Origin of the sequence: Vibrio sp. 1-Bac 57, assembly GCF_037546855.1 — a bacterium.
In the GTDB taxonomy this organism is placed as follows: domain Bacteria; phylum Pseudomonadota; class Gammaproteobacteria; order Enterobacterales; family Psychromonadaceae; genus Psychromonas.
The window spans coordinates 65,383-84,787 of the sequence record NZ_JALAAC010000007.1 but is presented as its reverse complement, the minus strand read 5'-3'; the positions used below and the strand labels follow the sequence as shown (position 1 = coordinate 84,787).

The 19,405-nt window shown below is 36.5% G+C and carries 13 protein-coding genes; 3 read left to right on the top strand and 10 right to left on the bottom strand.

Features of this window, described 5'->3' with window-relative positions:
* Positions 1–8: 8 nt before the first annotated feature.
* Both MT391_RS06490 and ung read right to left on the bottom strand, forming a co-directional pair.
* Positions 9–548 carry a hemerythrin domain-containing protein gene (locus MT391_RS06490; protein WP_499497268.1) on the bottom strand — a complete coding sequence of 180 codons (540 nt, stop codon included), beginning with the start codon at positions 546–548 and terminating at the stop codon, positions 9–11.
* 137 nt (positions 549–685) lie between these two features.
* Positions 686–1,345 carry a uracil-DNA glycosylase gene (ung, locus tag MT391_RS06485; protein WP_166372027.1) on the bottom strand — a complete coding sequence of 220 codons (660 nt, stop codon included), beginning with the start codon at positions 1,343–1,345 and terminating at the stop codon, positions 686–688.
* Positions 1,346–1,719: 374 nt separating this feature from the next.
* On the opposite strand from ung, the gene grcA reads away from it, so the two are divergent.
* Complete coding sequence (grcA, locus tag MT391_RS06480; protein ID WP_166372026.1) at positions 1,720–2,100, top strand: autonomous glycyl radical cofactor GrcA; 381 nt, start codon at positions 1,720–1,722, stop codon at positions 2,098–2,100.
* A gap of 270 nt (positions 2,101–2,370) precedes the next feature.
* On the opposite strand, the gene MT391_RS06475 is transcribed toward grcA, so the two are convergent.
* A complete protein-coding gene (locus tag MT391_RS06475) occupies positions 2,371–3,282 on the bottom strand; it encodes a ZIP family metal transporter (RefSeq protein ID WP_166372025.1) in 912 nt (303 codons plus the stop codon).
* A 454-nt stretch (positions 3,283–3,736) separates the two neighbouring features.
* On the opposite strand from MT391_RS06475, the gene MT391_RS06470 reads away from it, so the two are divergent.
* Positions 3,737–5,470 (top strand): hypothetical protein, encoded by a 1,734-nt coding sequence (locus MT391_RS06470; RefSeq protein WP_499497267.1) that lies wholly within the window; start codon positions 3,737–3,739, stop codon positions 5,468–5,470.
* A 270-nt stretch (positions 5,471–5,740) separates the two neighbouring features.
* Here MT391_RS06470 and leuE read toward each other — a convergent pair whose 3' ends face one another.
* Complete coding sequence (leuE, locus tag MT391_RS06465; RefSeq protein WP_299661172.1) at positions 5,741–6,412, bottom strand: leucine efflux protein LeuE; 672 nt, start codon at positions 6,410–6,412, stop codon at positions 5,741–5,743.
* 432 nt (positions 6,413–6,844) lie between these two features.
* Between leuE and MT391_RS06460 the strand changes: the two genes are divergently transcribed.
* Positions 6,845–8,137 carry an alpha/beta fold hydrolase gene (locus MT391_RS06460; protein ID WP_499497266.1) on the top strand — a complete coding sequence of 431 codons (1,293 nt, stop codon included), beginning with the start codon at positions 6,845–6,847 and terminating at the stop codon, positions 8,135–8,137.
* 355 nt (positions 8,138–8,492) lie between these two features.
* Here the strand turns inward: MT391_RS06460 and MT391_RS06455 are convergent, their stop codons facing one another.
* The 6 genes from MT391_RS06455 to hrpA form a co-directional block, all read right to left on the bottom strand.
* Entirely contained in the window at positions 8,493–11,471 is a 2,979-nt protein-coding gene (locus tag MT391_RS06455; protein ID WP_499497265.1) for a DUF748 domain-containing protein, read from the bottom strand.
* A gap of 1,070 nt (positions 11,472–12,541) precedes the next feature.
* Positions 12,542–13,429: a DMT family transporter gene (locus tag MT391_RS06450; protein ID WP_499497264.1), complete on the bottom strand. Its 888-nt coding sequence runs from the start codon at positions 13,427–13,429 to the stop codon at positions 12,542–12,544.
* Between the two features lie 462 nt (positions 13,430–13,891).
* Complete coding sequence (locus MT391_RS06445; RefSeq protein ID WP_499497263.1) at positions 13,892–14,110, bottom strand: hypothetical protein; 219 nt, start codon at positions 14,108–14,110, stop codon at positions 13,892–13,894.
* Between the two features lie 15 nt (positions 14,111–14,125).
* On the bottom strand, positions 14,126–14,401 hold the full coding sequence (locus MT391_RS06440; RefSeq protein WP_499497314.1) for an excalibur calcium-binding domain-containing protein: 276 nt from the start codon (positions 14,399–14,401) through the stop codon (positions 14,126–14,128).
* 137 nt (positions 14,402–14,538) lie between these two features.
* Complete coding sequence (locus tag MT391_RS06435) at positions 14,539–14,859, bottom strand: tetratricopeptide repeat protein (protein ID WP_499497262.1); 321 nt, start codon at positions 14,857–14,859, stop codon at positions 14,539–14,541.
* Positions 14,860–15,445: 586 nt separating this feature from the next.
* Positions 15,446–19,333, bottom strand: a complete 3,888-nt coding sequence (gene hrpA / locus MT391_RS06430) for an ATP-dependent RNA helicase HrpA (RefSeq protein ID WP_499497261.1) — start codon at positions 19,331–19,333, stop codon at positions 15,446–15,448.
* Between the last annotated feature and the right edge of the window lie 72 nt (positions 19,334–19,405).

Genomic DNA, 19,405 nt, shown 5'->3' with positions numbered 1-19,405 from the left:
AAGTTGAATTAGGTTAAGTTAATACGTGCCGCTAAAGATTTAAACTCATGGCTAATGTTAGCCCCAAATAGTGGGTCAGCATATTCGTTATGTTTCCATTCCAAACTGAGGTGGATCCAATCATCGGCAGTTAAACTTTTTTTGATAGCAGGCAAAATATCTTGCTCTTCATAATTCAAATGCGACTTTTGATTACTGACGAATTGAGCCAATTTTTCAGTGAAGAGTTCTTTAGGAATAATTGCATCCAACAAAATGATATCTAACATATCATCTAACTCACGAGTCATGACTTTTAAATGTTGATGATCATCGGCCAAACGATTAGCAACTTGGTCTTTTACTACTCGATATTTTAAATAATAAGCATAAATAAGATCTTCCATCGGATGATGGTATTTATCCGCATAGTTTTTCAGATAACTGATAATTGATTTAATAAGTCGATAATCAATTTCTTTGTCTTCTTTTAATAAATTGACTTTAGCCTCTAGAACCTGCAATAACTGCATCATATTGCGGTGATCTTGTTGAATTTTTGCAATCATTTGTTAAGCCTCGAATGTAATAGAACAATATATGGATGGTATTTAATCACTCATAACAAGGTCAAATTATAATCAAAGTGACAATTTAAATACCTGTAGTAAATCAAGAAACCAATTAATAATCTAGATTCGTATAATCAGTCAGCTTTCCAATTTATTGGTGTCTTATTTTGCACAATCAATAAATTATTCGTTTTAGAAAAATGCTGGCAACCAAAAAATCCACGATAAGCAGATAATGGAGAAGGATGCACAGCAGTTAAAATATGATGCTTGTTTGAATCTATCAAAGTCGATTTTTTTATTGCATAACTACCCCACAATAAAAATACGACCCCTTCATTATTATCATTAATATGTTGGATTACATTATTCGTAAATTGCTCCCAACCTCGTTTGGCATGACTGCCTGCATTACTTTTTTCAACGGTTAACACCGCATTAATTAATAACACACCTTGTTTCGCCCACTCACTCAAATCACCATTTTCAGGTAAGTTATCCCAACATAAATCATCAGCAAGTTCTTTATAAATATTACGTAAAGAAGGCGGTAACTTAACACCTTTTGGTACTGAAAAACTTAGGCCATGGGCCTGCCCTTCTCCGTGATAAGGATCTTGACCTAAAATAACCACTTTAGTATTTTTTAGCTCAGTTAACGAAAAAGCTTTAAAGCGATCTTCTTCACTAGGATAAATACTTTTGCCCGCTGTAATCTCTTGATCAATAAATTGCTGCAAATTCTTATAATATGTTTTTTGCTGCTCTTTTTTTATAAACTCTTGCCAGCACATGGCACACTCTCCTTTAAGAACCTCAATACAGAATAACACATAAGCATTTGTTAAATATTAACTTTTAAGTTACATTTAATTAACACTTACGATTGAAAAGAAACATCAATATTATTCCATTTAAGATCTCATTAAAAACAGCAAGTTATAAAATCACCTTGATATCGCTCAATTTAAATACAATTAAACCATACAAAAAACAAGTGAATATTGATTTACATCAATCAAATCCCGCCATATAATCTGACGTAGATTCATTAAAACGTTATATTAAATATAGTTTATTTACAGTATCGTAATTTTATTACGATATAAAATGACTATTAATCGTTTTAATTAACATTAATTATTTCAACCAATATTAAGGAAATATCATGGCTTTAGGTATCCAGATTACTAAATCAGATAACGCAGCATTATTAAACTCTTTCTGGTTATTAGATCAAAAAAACGCTCAAGCACGTTGTTTATGTGTAAAAGACAATGCATACGCTGAAGATCAAGTGATTTCATTAGCTGAGTTGGGTGATATTGAATATAAAGAAGTACCTGTTCAAGCACCTGCTGCACAGGAAGGCGGACAGCACTTAAATGTAAATGTGCTACGTCGTGAAACATTAGAAGATGCAGTTAAACACCCTGAAAAATACCCGCAATTAACTATTCGAGTATCAGGATATGCAGTACGTTTTAACTCATTAACACCAGAACAACAACAAGATGTATTAACGCGTACTTTTACTGAAAGTTTATAATCATAGCGTTATTTTTGTTTAAAATAAAAGCGTTCTTAATGCCATTAAGAACGCTTTTTAGCACAACTATTCAATCAGTATTCATTACCTTCCCTACTCAGTGCTCTTATTACCTGCCAGCTAGCCCAAATAGCTAAGTAGATAGCTACTTATACAACCCCACTTGGGTCACCAATTATCTCGTTTCCTATAAAGCGTAAAGTTGTCATAAGCGTAAAACGAAATATGACGCGTAAATAGTTATAAACTGTCAATAAGCGCCATTGGTATTTACCCTAGAGTAGTATCCAATAACATCATCAGAGCAAAGCCAATCATTAAACCAATGGTGGCCACCGTCTTATTACCATTACTATGTGTTTCGGGGATCACTTCATGAGACACCACAAATAACATCGCCGCACCGGCTAAACCTAAACCGATCGGATAAGCAATCAGATAACCACCAGCCAAACTGACTCCCAATAATGCACCAAGTGGCTCAAGTAGCCCAGTTGCAGCAGCAATTAATACAGAGAACCCTGCTTTAAACCCCGTTGCACGAAGAGTTACTGCCACCGCTAAACCTTCTGGAATATCTTGCAATGCGATAGCTGTCGTTAATGGGATGCCAACCGATAAATCACCTTGTGCATAACCAACGCCAATCGCCATACCTTCAGGAAAATTATGTAATGCAATCGCAAATACAAAAAGCCACGCACTACTATAAGCTTCGTGCCCTGCACCACATGGGCCAGAATCCAAATGTTCATGAGGTACAAATTCATCTAACCCCATCATCAAAGCCACACCCATGATCATACCAAACAGCACAATCATCCCACCCAAGAAAGCACTGCCAGAAATATCAATGGCAGCTTCAATACCCGGTAATAGTAATGAAAAAGCAGCAGCAGCTAACATCATGCCTGCAGCAAAACCTAACATTGTGTCTGATAACTTTCTTGGGATCTCTTTAATAAACAAAGCAGGTAATGTACCTATCGCAGTCGCTAAAAAACCAGCGGTTCCACCTATTAAGGCATACTTAATAAATACTTGTTGATCCGAATAGACTGAATTCAATATCATCAAAGCAATGAATACAATAGAGGCAATAAGAATTAAGATTAAATAAGGATGGTTTTTACAATGTTTTTTAAATCCAAAAAACCAACTTGAAGGTGCAGTGACATCCATATTCGTTCCCCATATGATGTTAGTTTTTGCAGTTTAAGATAATTGATTAAATCAAAACAAATAGTAGCACACCTCAATATTTATCTTTGCTGAATCACAGCTAGAAAATTGAACTCTACCTCCTATATTGCCAAAAATTTATATTTTAAAGTGAAAATATATCATTTCCTTTGTATCACTTAATATAAAGCTCTTAGCAATAATTACATCCACCAATTTTACATGTTCTTTGCTAATTTTTTTTAAAGTAAAAATATTTGACACATTAAAGTCAAAAAAACAACATTTACACTTTAATATTTTTCTCTTCTAAATAAATCACTTATAATTAAAATCATGACCTAAATCTGACTTTTAATATATTATATACATTAAATTTATAATAGAATGCCAAATCAAAAAATAGTACTTTCATTGAATTACAACAATAAATTAAAAAAGGAATTTAAAATCCATGAAGTTTAAATACTCAAAAGTCGCTATGTTGTTGGCGCTATCTAGCGCTTTAGTTGCCTGTAATGATACATCCAATAATCAAGAAATAGTGCAGCAGAAAGAGGGAAAATCATCGGTAACTGGTAATTTAAAAGATTATTATACCAATGCTGCTATCGCTCAAAAATCGGTACAGCTTTCTATTAACGGAGTGGTCGTTGATAGCACAATGAGTAATGATGATGGTTCATTCGAGCTACAATTTTTAGATACCTTAATCTTTGATAATGCCATCCTGTATTCAGATGCAGTGGGTTATACGGAAGTATCAAAAAGAGTGGCTAGCACTGAAATTGATTTAGAGAACAATCTATATTTACCCCCAATTCATGCTCAAGTAGTGTTTTCAGCTTCTGAAAATAGTGAACTTCAAGTGGATGGTAATACTTTAGTCTCGATAGACGCTGACAGCTTTGTTAATGCTAATGGTGAGACTGTCACTGGCAATATTACATCCGAACTATTTATCATTGACCCAACCAATGATATCGACTTAATGCCAGGTGAAATGGTAACTGCCAGTGCAACAGATCCTTCAGCAGAAGTTCCAATTGAATCATTTGGGGCAATTACTGCAACCTTTACTGATGATTCAGGTGAAGCAGTAAAATTAGCAGATGGAAAAACAGCAGAAGTACGCATTCCAGCTTCAGGCTCCCCGCTTCCGGAAACAATGCCTTTGTATTATTACGATAATATTAATGGGATCTGGGTAGAGGAAGGTGTAGCGACATTAACGGACTTGGATTCTGGTTATTATTACGTTGGTACAGTTTCTCACTTTACAACTTGGAATGCCGATAGAGTATACGAAACGATTATGATTGGAGGTTGTGTTGTTGACACGGAAGGTGAAGCTATAAGTAATGCCCGTATTAGCACTGAAGGACAAGATTATAATGGTCGTTCATCTGCTTATTCAGATGCCGATGGTTACTTTTCAATTGCAGCAAAAATGGATAGCCAAGTATTTGTATCTGCAAATACAGGCCAACAAAGTAGAACACTGACCATTGATACAGAGGATCAAAATACCACTATCGATGAGTGTTTAATACTAGATAACGCGACCTCTAAAATAGAGCTGAAATGGGGTCTAAACCCTGATGATCTTGATAGTCATTTCTTCGGTCCAAGCGATGAAAATAATCGTTTTCATATTGCTTATTACAATCAAACAGTAGTAGTGAATGGATCAAATATTTACCTCGATGTAGATGATACCGATAGTTACGGACCTGAGATAATTACCGTACCTCAATACAGCTTACCTGGGATATATAAATATGCTATTTATAACTTCTCAAACGAAACAGCCATTAAGCCATCAGAAACACGAGTAGAACTAATTCTTGATGAGCAAAGAACCCTTTTTGTTCCACCTACAGGCGAAGCTAAACGTTGGTGGCATGTTTTCGAAGTTGAAGTATTTGAAGATGGCACAAAAACAGTTACAACAGTTAATGAATGGTCAAACGCTGCGCCTGAAGAAACGGATGGTGAAGAAGAGTTTGAATCTAATGATGGTAATAGTTTACAGCAAGCATCAACTGCTCAACTATCGTCCGTTTCTATGCAATCAACAAGATCATTAATAAATAGCAATGACAGTAAAGAAATAACAACCAGTAACATTGTAGAGCAATCAAATACTGCATCTTCTTTGTTAATTAATAAGTATTACGCCAAGTAATTTAAATAACTTAAGTCGCTATAACTTAAATTCAAGTAATGATACTAAGGGCTTGTTATTACGCCTATTAATACAATAATAAAAGTCTGTTAATATAACTCAACATTCATTAACAGACTTATTTAAGGATTTATATAAAGGGGAAACCACCATAAATAACTTATTCACGAACGAACAACATTCAAGTTAGCTAACATATTAAAAAATTCAAAATCCACAGCCACACAATGATCTATTCCGAATCAATAAGCTCAAATTAACTTTCTGTGACTAACTTGCACTCGCTAATGCTAGCTTAATTGCAAAGCCTACAAAACCAACGCCTACACCACCAGCAGAAATTGAACTTACTTTTTGACGTTTTCTAAAACCCTCTGCCAGTTTCTGTCCTGCATAAACTAATATCACTAAATATGTGAGGCTCAATGCTTGCAGAGTCAGGGCTAATATCAAAAATGGCACCGCAGGTTGTGGGTAACTAGGGTCAACAAACTGTGCAAAGAATGAAAGGAAAAACAAAATAGCTTTAGGGTTTAACAGGCTCACTAATAAAGACTTTTTAAACGCTTTCGCCCCCGTAGTCCGGTTCTCAGTAATTGAGCTTTGTAAATCAGTGGTATCGACTTTGCGCCACGTTGTAATGGCATCTTTAATTAAGTGATAGCCGATATAGATAAGGTAAGCTGCTCCAGCGTATTTAATGATCATAAACAAGGCAGGATAAGTTACCAGAATAGACACAGCACCAAGCGCAGTCGCTAGCATCAATATCGAGTCGCCGACCAAAATACCCAATAAAGCAGCCCAACCTAGGCGCGCTCCTTGTCGAGCAGAAAGCGCAAGAACATAAAGTGAATTAGGACCAGGCAATAACACAATAAATAACGTACCCACAAAATAGGTCGTATAACTCAATACACCTAGGTTTTCTAAATTTAACATTTATCTTCCATCTCCTAATGCCAATGACGGCTAATCATTTAATATCCATTTGGTCTGTAAAGTATAATAAAAAAGTAAAGCAAACAACCTTACTTAAGGTAACTTTCTCATGTTATTTCAAGATGCTTTTTAAAGTTTAAGCTAGGCCACGTAAACTAACGATTTAAGCGAAGAGCGGATAGTAAGTGAGGACACCAAATAATATTGTTCACTGCTCATTCAGCATCGACCATCGCTAAATTTTATACCTATCTTTACCACTACAATCATCAGGTTTAAATTAACTTTAAAAGTAAATAATGACTATTTGCGACTTTTTTATCTTGAAGTATCATGGTTAACCATAGATTGATGACGGGTGCTAATAAAAACATTAATAGCAAAAGCTATTGTTAGGCTCCGCGAGTAAAAACTCATAAAAAGGATAGTACTTTGCAAACAAGTTTTATTGATGGAACAACCTTATATCGTCAACACCACTTTCAATTACCGCTCGATCATAGCCATTCTGATGGACAGAAAATTGCTGTTTTTGCGCGAGAGTTGGTAGATGTAAAAAAAGACAAACAAGATTTACCCTGGTTAGTTTTCTTTCAAGGCGGTCCCGGTTTCCAATCACCTCGTACAAGTGGTGAATCGGGTTGGTTAAAACGATTATTGCAAGAGTATCGAGTGTTGTTATTAGACCAACGAGGAACAGGTAACAGCTCGATGATCAATCAAGCGTCTTTGGCTCACTTATCGGCAACTGAACAGGCAGAGTATTTAACACACTTTAGAGCCGACAGTATTGTGCGTGATGCCGAAGCGATTCGCATTAAGTTTAATATCAAACAATGGGCAACGTTAGGGCAAAGCTTTGGTGGATTTTGTATATTAACCTACCTATCATTATTCCCAGAAAGCCTACTACGTTGCTATGTTACAGGTGGCATTCCTTCGCTTACACGACAAACCGATGATGTTTATCATGCAACTTATCAACGTACGACAGATAAAAATAAGGCCTTTTTTGCGCAGTTCCCAGCGGCACAACAAATGTGTTGTGATATTGCTCAATATTTACTGAATAACGAAGTTACCTTACCCAACGGACAACGCTTCACAGTAGAGCAATTTCAGTTAATAGGTATTAATTTGGGCCGAGGAAATGCCGCTTTACCGCTCTACTATCTTTTAGAAAGTGCATTTATACACTGCAATGGGCACAAACAACTTAGTTACAGCTTCTTAAATCAGATGCAACAAGAGCAAGGTTACCTTACCAACCCAATCTATGCCATTTTGCATGAATCCATTTATTGCCAAGAAAGTGCATCAAATTGGTCAGCGCATCGTGTGCGTGAACAATATTCACAGTTTAATTACCAATCTGGTAAAGCATTCATGTTCACCGGAGAGATGGTCTATCCATGGATGTTTGAGCAATTAGAAACATTAAAAGCACTTCGCCCAGCGGCCAATCTTTTAGCAGAAAAACAAAATTGGGGTAAGTTATACGACACTGACATATTAAGTAAAAACAAAGTCCCGTTAGCATGTGCCGCATACGCAGATGATATGTTTGTAGAGCTTGATTATACGCGAGAAACCTTAGCGAGTATTCCGATGTCAAAAGCTTGGATCACCAATGAATATGAACATAATGGTATTGGCGTTGACGGTGAGAAAATTCTCAGCCGTTTAATTAAAATAGCAAATGCATTGGATAATTTATCGAAATAGCTTTGCGTGCTATTCATTCTTACTTTCTATTATCAGAAAGGAAAGTAGGAAAAAGGCAGACCCAATTGTTTTTAATCTATAAAGCAACACCGATGTTCAATGGACTTTTCTCTATAATTATCTTCAATACATAGATAAGAACAGCGAATACGATATGAAATACAATAATAATCAGGCGATTAGATAGGATACTTAAGACTGACGAGGCGGTATCAGAGCAACGCCCTCTTCGCATGTAAAAAACACTAAAAATTCTCTTCGAAGAGTTATATTGGATAAATGAAAAGAGCGACTAAGATCCCGCTCTTTTCATTTTTAATTAGTGCACTGCGTGATTAAAAGTAGCTTGAACAAATTATTTTGCGCTCAAAGTAAACTCTGTGATAATTTTGTCTTTGTCTGCTATGCCATCCAAAGAAGGATTTAAAACAAACACTTGTGAGTTAGGTAATTTATTTACTTTAATCAGTTCTTGTTTAATTACGCTGACGCGCTTTTTAGCTAATGTTAACATATCTAAACTTTCTAATGGTTGAGTCTCTAATAACGCATCGGTTAAAGCCTGTTGGTAACGAGCTTTATACTCATCTTCTTTTTGTTCAGTCTCCACATTTAACTTAATTTGAGCTTCAAGCTGATCAAGTTTTTGCCTTGATTCACGACTAGCATATAACGCTTCCATTGCATCAACAAGCTCGTTAGAGTCATTAATATTAACATCGGATTCAATGAAATATTGATCCAGATTGTAAGTTTTCAATGCTTTTTCTTCTGCTTTTTGGTCGACATTAACCCGTACCTCTAATACTAACTCAGGACGTTTATTTAATACTTCAGCTAATACTTTCAATGCCTCTTTTTGTTCTAAATTAAGTTCACTGCTGCCTAAAGAAAATGCAATTTTATTCAAGCTATCAGTGTTGCTACCAGCAAGACTAGCAATAGCAGAGAAAGGAGAAGTAATCGCTTTTGTTAGTAAGTTACCTAATGTTTTTAATAATATTGCTGTGATTTTAAATTCAGGATCATCTAAATTGCCAGTGACCGGTAAATCAATATCAATCACTCCATCTTTATTTTTAAATAAGGCTAATGCTAATTTAATGGGTAAATCTAACGCTTCATCACTTTTAACAGTATCTCCTAAGTTAAACTGATCTAAAATAATACGATTTTTCGCTTCTAATTTATTATCTTTTATTTTGTAATCAAGCTGAACATTTAACTTACCTTTATCAATTATATAACCGATATGGCGGCCTGAATAAGGCGTAAATGCCGTTAAATCTATCTTATCAAACTTAACGTTTAAGTCTGTATACAGGTCATTAGATAAAGGGTTTAATTTACCCTTGACCAACATCGTTGCATAGTCGTCAATCGTGCCTTTAATTTCAACATTGGCTATTTTTGTATCATCTGAAGACAAGTTGCTTATTTGACCATTCATATGTTCAATGGCGGTGCCAAACTGAGGTTGTAAAGAGAGATCTGCAAAATAAGCACTACCTTCACTTAAACTAACTTCACCAATGCTTAATGGTAATGGCGCATCATTAGAGGAAGTAGTTTTAGGTGCTTCGTCCTTCTTATTGGTTGCTTTTTCAACACTTAATTTTGATAGATTAACACTGCGGTCTTTAGCAATTACAACTCTAAAGTAGGGTTCAATTAAAGCAATTTTTCCAATATCAATAGCGAGAGGATTAAGGTCAACTTTTATGGGGTTAATTGATAATTCATTCCACCCGAGAAGGCGTTTATTTAACACTTTGTCCAGGCTATTAAATGCTTTGATATTAATGTTACCAGTGAATTCGCCCTGAATTTGTCCATCGGCAGCTTCATTCAACTGAAAGTCTGCATCTGTAAACAAGCGTCCTTTTTCAAGTTTAATTTGAACAGACTCTGCGACGTAAGGCTGTACTGCGGTTAAATCTATTCCTGCAAGCGTTAAATGTGAGTTTAATTTTAAAGGGGCAATGACTAAGTCGCCCACCACTGTATTCTTTTGTGATGAATCAACAAAATAATTTATTGAAAAAGGTAATGTTGATGTTAAATCTTGGTTTAATTTATTTAATTCAATATTAATCTGTTTAACCGCAATAGCGGCCGGTTTTTTTGGTTGTTTATCTAGCCAATTAACTTGACTATTTTGCACTATAACCTGCTCAACAGACCACATAAATGGAGGTGTCGCTTGTGATGATGCATCATCTTTTACAGTAATGTCTTTAGCATCGTCAGTTTGTATTGTGTTAGTGTCGATTTCAGGTGTTTTGGCTTTAGCTAATGGTGCTAGCATTGCTAATTCGCCCTGTTGATCTCGTAATATATCAAGTAACAAAGTATCAATAACGACTTGCTTAATGATTAATTTTTTTTCCTGTAGGTCAAAATGACTTGGACCAATATGGATTTTTTTAATTGCAAGTAACCCGTCAGGTGTATTTTCTGAAGTTAGCTTAATGCTATCAATATCAATTAGCGAATTTTCAATTTTTAAAGCGAGTTCGTCTTTTAATAGACTCACTTCATAGTCACCCTTCACTGAAGCAATGGCATTAATTAATTCATAAGGAACTGCATCTTGGAGATACGGCCAAAGTTCATGCACTTTAATGCCAGACAAATCTAAAGAACCAGATGAATGGATAGGGTTTACCGAAATTAAACCATTCCAATTTATTGTCTGTCCAGTGCCTAATGCTATATCAAGTTTATATTGACCATCTTCATTCAATTTTGTTGAGAAATTTTCTAAGTCAAAGGAGATTGGTGTCACTTGATGTACAACCGAATTACTTGGCTGAAAATTAGTGAGTTTTAAAGTACCATTTTGTAAGCTGATTTTATCAATTAATAAAGGAATAATAGATGATTCTTCTTCCTCATCTTCAATTTCGTTTTTTTCAGGAGCAACGGCATGCTTTGCAAGGGCTTTACTAAGGTTATTTTCACCTTCTTTGTTGATAGTTATATCAATACGAGGATCAATTAATTCAATGCATTGAAAAGTAACGGCTAACTCAAATATTGAACGTAAAGTGAAGTCTGTATAAAAACGAGAAAAACCAATGACTTCTTTGTTGTTTTGGTCAATGATACTCAATTGTTCAATGTTTAAAGATAAGCTATAAGGATTTAATTCGATTTTTCCAATTTCAGTTTTCCAACCTAAATTCGTTTGAACTTGTTCCTTTATCGTCTGTTGAATTAAAACAGGCGCTAATAAAAACCCTGCAGCACTATATATTGCAGCAAAAAGTAATACCCAAAATAGAAAATGGCGATAACAATGACGGCTGAATAAATTTTTGAAATGTTGCACAGGAAATCCTTTCATTTATGGTAGAAAAACTCGCTATTAAAGTATACGGAATAGGCAAGGTATTGCACATAAGCAAATTATAAATAATGAATAAGAATACGATATTTTTAATCTGCATAATTGTAAACAACAAACAAAACGTGATCCCTCCTCAAAAAAGCTAAATGCATGACACCCGGTTTTAGGACAGAGTTCAGATCGAAAGTTCCAAATCGGACAGGCAAATACTTTTACAGGTAAAATATTGTTAATTGATAACGAAGATATAGTGAAAAGATCGGCCATTAAAGTTTCTGCGCAAAGCAAAAGCCACCGTATAACTCACGTCGAATCAATTATAATGGCTCCTTCGGGGGCATTTTGCACACAATCAAAGACCCCATAGTTTTTTATCCACATAAATAAGCGCAACCAGCACAACGTGGAATACAGTGATAATAAGGTGCATCTGATAACGACATTTGAGGTGGCGAGACTGAGTCATAACAACGCCCCTAGACATGTAAAACTACATCATTAAAAGATAGAGCTGAAAATATTACTTATCACACGTCAAAGTTTATGGCTGTCTTGCTCTTTATTTTGGTTCGCCTTTACTTATCAAGGTTATGTTGATATTTCCGGTTTTGTATTTAGCCCTATCGGCGGCTTTACTTTATCTCTGCCAGCAGAGAGCCTGATACTTACAAGAGTGCAAAGAGACTGGCACCGAGTCACTTTCTTCATCTAAACCATCAATTTCTTTCTTAACACAACAGTTCATGCAGCAAACGTCCAATTTGCAATTCATGATTTGGGAAAGCTCAATAGAGGAGAAGTCGTAGCCTCATTTAGAATCGATTGAATCATTAACTAATTGATATTAATGACTTCAACGTATGGGTGCCCACAAGTTTTCACACCTTTTTATAACTTTTTTGTCCATAACTTTTATAATTTTTTGCGGGCTTTCGATTTTTGACAAAGACCGCAATAGCTATTATGTGCATATTTAAGTCACTTGATGGAAAATGTGTAAATGGAATACCACTGATTAACACGACATTCCCGAAAACCCACAAACACCTAATTTAATCAACAACTCGCTTCCGCGTTAGCGCTATTCCTAAAATTATTAATAACATCGCCGCTAGGCTGTGCCATTCAATGGCTTCGCCCAAAAGAAGCGCGCCAGTAAAATACGCCACAATAGGAATCACGTAATTAATATACGATAGAAACGTAGGGCCTGCCGTGCCGATAACAGCAAATAAAAGAATGGTAGCAAATGCAGTCGGCCCGACACCTAACCACAACATGGATAACGAGGCTTTTAAAGAGTAACTTTGTTGCCACGGTAAATCTTGCCACAGCCACAATGGCACTATCACAATACTGGAAATAATCATCACGCCTGCTGCTGTTACAACAGGATTATAGGAAGGCAATCGCCTCACCAAAATTGCATTTATCGCATAGCTAAAAGTGGCTAGTAAAATCAATAAACCGCTCAGTAAATTACTGTGAGCTCCCACTAACGACGGCCAAAGTACAATCACCACGCCAGTAATACCTAAGATAAAACCGAATATTTTAAAGCGATTGATGCTTTCTCCTGATACAAAATAATGTGCCAAAATCATTGTCGCCAACGGCATAAATGCCATCAACAATCCGGCAATGCCCGAGCTAATATCTTTCTGACCCGTTGAGATAAGAAAAAATGGCAACAAGTTCCCCATAATACCCAGCAACAAAAATATCGCCCAAGCCAACGGCTCTACAGGCAAACGCCAACCCTTGGCATTCATAAACAGAGTTAGAATAATCGCAGCAATCAACACTCTAAGAGAAACGATACCCACAGGACTAAAGCTTTGCAGTGAAACAGCGGTAAACATAAATGATGTGCCCCACAGCAAAATGAGTAACAGCAGAGAAAGCCAGTCTTTAACAGTAGGTGTGTAGTTATGAGGCATGTGTTTTATCCAATTAGCATGTTTAATAGGTAAATATTACTAGAGAATGATAACTAGAGAGTTTACCCGACAACCTCCCGCTTTATTGATAAATTTAATATAGAATAACTGAATACCCAGTATATTAAAATTGTAAAGGGTTGATTTTATTGTGATCAACTAATGGGTGTTCACAACTTCCATCAAGGAAATCGTAGCCACATTGAATATCGTTTGAATGATTAACTAATTGATATTATTGACTTCAATGTATAGGAGTCCACTACTTTCAGTGTTCCAGACGGGCCAATCCTTGCCCTAAAAATACTAAAGTGTGCATTCCCACAGAGGACAGTGGGAACGAGAAACAACTACCTTTTAGCATGTAAAAATACATCGTTAAAAAGGTAGAATTAAAAGCATCAGCCGTTAAAGTTATGAAAGCCCAAGATCTCAAATCCGATTACCGATTACCGATTAGATTTATGCTGCACCAATCAGCATTAAACCTATACCCATTAGTTGAATTACAAAAGGCTTTTTAGCTACTTCCCAATGCATGACCGTAAACACAAGTACAACCGGGTTTATTAATATACAAGCAATTCCCCAAAAGATACTTTCTTTAAAAGATTCAATTAAAAATAGTATTCCGCCAATTAAAAAGATTAAAATACCTATTATACCAACAATGTCAGACATTCGTAAAAACTCCATTTAAAAACGCGAATCATTTTCACAAGGTCGCCCATCATGATCCCCATCCATTTTCGTGTTTGGACAGTTATTTATAAAGAACACCGCTTCTGCTAGTGAGTTCATTTGACTACAATATTGACGACCGTCACATGAGTAGTTCGACTCATAAAACGACAATGACTCGCTAACTTTTTCGGTTGATACACTCAGTAGTTTAAGATCCTCATTGGTAATGACTGGCACACTATATTTATAGTATATTTGCCAACCAGCCACACCAATAAGCACAAACATTATTACTTTCTTCATTTATGCAATTCTTACATTAATTAATTCTAAACGCCTTACTAGCTGCGTGTAAGTTGGCATTATTTTTACTGCTTTTTCTTTAAGAAAAACAATGAAAATCATTATGCCAGTTGAGCCACTTATTATAAATGTTGCTTTAAACGCTCAGAAGCTAAATAACCATATTGCGATGATTTATGCTCAATACTAAGGTATTTATACAAACTTTTTGCTTTATTATATTCACCCATTTTTTCATATGTTTGAGCCTTTAAATACGTTAACTCAGCTTTTAACTCTGGATTCACTTGCCTCGCCTGTTCCGCTTGGCTTATATACATAAGAGTGTCTTCGTAATCTCTATCTTCAAAGTTTGAGTACGCCAGTTTTACAGACCCCGTTTGAACTTGTGATGAGCAACCAATAATAGAAGCAGTTAATGCAATTAATAATATTTTTTTCATATTTATACCTTTACATGATTGAGGTTTATAAAGCGTATTAGACAGAATTTATCCGTCGTATTCCCTGTGTATGGACAGAATAATTTAATTCATTTAAATTTGACACTACAACACCTAAAAAAACAATTAATCAATATTTTAAATATAAGTAAACACAAAACAGGACAGCCAGAAACATCTACAAAAAAACATATTATTAATCAATAATGAGTACATTACAATAAATCTATTGATTAATGATATTTACATTGTTTTAAGCCCTTAATATTCTTCACATTTAATGCGTTAGGCTGAATTTTATACATGTTTAATATTAGCGAGTGCTAATGACATATGATAGAAATCTTGATAGTGATAATTTAATGAATTGATCGTCGTAATTGGTTTTTACTGGCTACCCAACACTTACCGATATGTTTAGCGAATGATGCTATTGTAGGGAGGCAGTCCGAAACGGATCACTAAAAGAAAAAAACTATTAATAAACATAAACTTACTGAATGGTCGAAGACGAGCATTAACTTACTCATATTAAAGATAAGGGAAAGCAGAATGAATACTGCTCCCCAAAGCCAAGTAAAAAAAGCTACCCTTTTAGCTCCGTTAATTTCAAACGAACTCGTTTAGCCGACACTGGATAAGGCGTTCCTAGCTGCTGTGCAAACAATGAAACGCGTAACTCTTCCATCATCCAATACACTTCTGCCAAATCAGTATTTTCAGTTTCATCACTTAATAAGTTCTTACAAAGTGCACGATAACGCTCTTCGAGGTCGTGTAACTCAATGGTATTTAATCTGTCTTGGTTTGGATTCACCGGTAACTTCTCTAAACGCTTTTGTAACGCTAATAAATAACGCTTAATGTCGTTAAGTTTTCCCTCACCCACTTGGCAAACAAACCCAGGGAAAATCAAACGCTCTAGCTGCGACTTAATGTCCCCTTTAGCCACCAACATACTTAAATCCGCTTTGCCTTTTAATTGCTTATTGACGGCATGAGCAAGGGTTAATACTTGTTCCACTTGCTGTGTAATTTGCAACGTTTTATCTGCCAATTCAGCGCGCACTTTTTCTTTTTGTCGCTCAAATTCAGGTGCTTCTTGCGGATGTGTCTGCCCCACAAGAATTGCATCAACGGCGCAGCTAATGCAGTCATCAATTAAGTCTTTCACTTGCCCAAAAGGGTTAAAGTACAGCCCAAGCTTGGCCTTATTAGGTAAACTTTGTTGCAGGTATTTAATCGGTGACGGTACGTTTAACAAAATTAATCGACGTAATCCTGCTTGATTAAAACGTTGTGCTTTGGCTTCGCTGTCAAATAACTCAATCGCCACACTTTTGCTTTTATCTACCAAGGCAGGATAAGCCTTCACTTCATATCCGCCATGGTCTTTTTTAAACGATGTTGGTAACTTACCAAAATCCCATTCTAATAAATCTGATTTTTCAATACCTTGCTTTGAAACCTTTGATAAGGTTTGTTTCACTTTACCTTTTAGGTCGTGCTGCAATAATTTTAAATCGGTGCCGACAGCAACACTTTTTTGCTTATCGTCAATGACCTTAAATTTGATCCGTAAATGTGTCGGTAATGCATCAAGATCCCATGAATCTTCAGGAATTCGAACACCAGTCATGCGTAGTAATTGTTTTTCAAAAGCCTCTAATAACGGCCCCTGTAAAGGTACTAAATTAGCCATTGCAGCTTCTGCATAGTTTGGAGCTGGGACAAAATTACGACGAATAGGTTTAGGCAATGTTTTAATTAGCGCGACTAATAACTCTTCACGTAGCGCTGGTATTTGCCACTCAAAACCTTGGTCTGATATTTGGTTTAATAATGCCAACGGTATATTCACCGTTACACCATCTTGGCTAGTACCTGGTTCAAAGGCATATTCAAGCTGTAAACGAAAATCACCTTGCTGCCAGTGATCTGGATAAGCATTGGCGGTGACTTTGTCGGCATCATGCGCCATGACTTGATCACGTTGATAGTTTAATAATTGTGGCTGTTGTTTTTTTTCTTTATTCCACCAGCTATCAAACTGTTTTGCACTACATACATTTTGCGGTACAAGTTCATCGTAAAACAAAAACAACGTTTCATCATCGACCAAAATATCGCGGCGACGTGATTTATGCTCTAACTCTTCAATGTCATTTAATAACGCTTGGTTATCTTTAAAGAATTGATGACGTGTTTCAAACTCCCCTTCCACTAAGGCATGACGAATAAATAACTCACGACATAATATTGGGTCAATATGGGTGTAAATAACTTTACGCTTACTGACAATAGGAATCCCGTATAGGGTTTGTGTTTCGAACGCTCCAACCACGCCTGACTTTTTCTGCCAATGCGGTTCAGCGTAACTACGTTTAATAAGATGTTGTGCTTGGTGTTCTACCCACTCTGGCTTGATACGTGCCGCGACTCGTGCAAATAGTTTTGATGTTTCAACGAGTTCCGCAAACATGCCCCACTTTGGCTGTTTTTTAAATAAACCTGAGCCTGGGAACATATAAAATTTACTATTCCGCGCACCTAAATATTCGGCGTCTTTATCTTTTAAACCGATATGTGATAAAAGGCCTGCTAATAAAGCTTGATGGATCGCATCAAAGTTAGACGGCGTGCTGCTCACCTTAATGTCTAGCTCATCGGTCACTTGTTTGATTTGTGTATAAATATCCTGCCATTCACGCACGCGCATATAAGCTAAAAAGTCTTTTTGGCACATTTTACGGAAATGGCTACTAGACAATTCTTGGCGCTGTTCGTTGATGTAATTCCATAAATTAACATAGGTGATAAAGTCAGAATCTTTATCTTGAAAGCGACGATGTTTTTCATCGGATGCTTGTTGCTTATCCATTGGACGTTCGCGCGGATCTTGAATACTTAAGGCCGCACTGATCACCATCACTTCATGTACACAATCAAAGTCTTTAGCCGCTAAAATCATACGCGCTAAACGTGGGTCTACGGGTAATTTCGCTAGTTGACGACCCAAAGGTGTTAATTTTTTGCGTGGATCTTTGGCTTTTAGGTCAACCGCGCCTAGTTCTTCTAATAGGCTCAAACCATCTTTGATATTTCTATCTTCCGGAGGCTCTACAAATGGGAATTTATTAAGCTCACCTAAGCCAAGCGATAACATCTGCAAAATAACTGACGATAAGTTAGTACGCAGTATTTCTGGGTCAGTAAATTCAGGACGACCATGAAAGTCATCTTCACTGAATAAACGAATACAAACACCTTCGCTAACACGGCCACAACGACCTTTACGCTGATTTGCACTGGCTTGCGATATTGCCTCAATCGGTAGACGTTGCACTTTAGTACGGTAGCTATAACGGCTGATACGCACGGTACCTGTATCAATGACGTATTTAATACCCGGTATGGTTAAGGATGTTTCTGCTACGTTGGTGGCTAGCACGATACGTTGACCACGATGCCCTTGGAATATCTTATTTTGTTCTGCCACACTTAAACGCGCAAACAAAGGCAGTACTTCGGTATCGCGTAGTTTTCGTTTTGTTAATGCTTCTGCAGTATCGCGAATTTCACGTTCACCATTCATGAAAATAAGAATGTCGCCACGGCCTAAACGTTGTAGCTCATCAACTGCTTGAAAAATACCTTCGATTTGGTCGCCTGCTGCGTATTCATCCAATGGACGATATAAGGTTTCAACAGGAAATGTACGGCCAGACACTTCGATAATAGGCGCAGCTTTACCACGTTTATCACAAAAGTGTTGTGCAAAACGTTCTGGGTCAATGGTCGCGGAAGTGATAATTACTTTTAAATCTGGGCGACGGGGTAATAGACGTTTTAAGTAACCCATTAAAAAGTCGATATTTAAACTACGCTCGTGCGCTTCATCGATAATGATGGTGTCATATTGACTTAAGAAACGGTCGTTTTGTATTTCAGCTAATAAAATACCGTCAGTCATTAGTTTGATATAAGACTTGTCACTGACCTTATCGGTAAATCGAACTCGATAACCTACTGTTTCACCAAGCTCAGAATCTAACTCTTCAGCAATACGATTGGCCACGGTTCTAGCGGCTAAACGTCTCGGTTGAGTATGACCAATAAGGCCCGATACACCTCGCCCTAGCTCTAAACAGATTTTAGGTATTTGCGTTGTTTTACCAGAGCCTGTTTCACCAGCAATAATGACCACTTGGTTATTGGCAATGGCTTTGGCTATTTCGTCTTTTTTCTGGCTAACGGGCAGGTCAGGATAAGTCACTTCTGGCAGGTTATCTAAACGTTGCTTACGTTTATCCATCGAGACCTGTATATCAATGGCAATTTTAGTTAGGTTTTGTTCTACTTTTTCAGGCGATTTTAAGTTAGCAAGATCATCAATCCTACGTTTTAAACGGAATTGGTCTTTGTATAACACGTCATTTAAATGGTCTTTTAAAGCAGTAGCAGAAATGGTCAAAACAGTTACCTAGCAGAAACAAAAAACAGATCCTAGCAAGGCTACTCGAAAAAGGATAGTCACGGAGGCTTG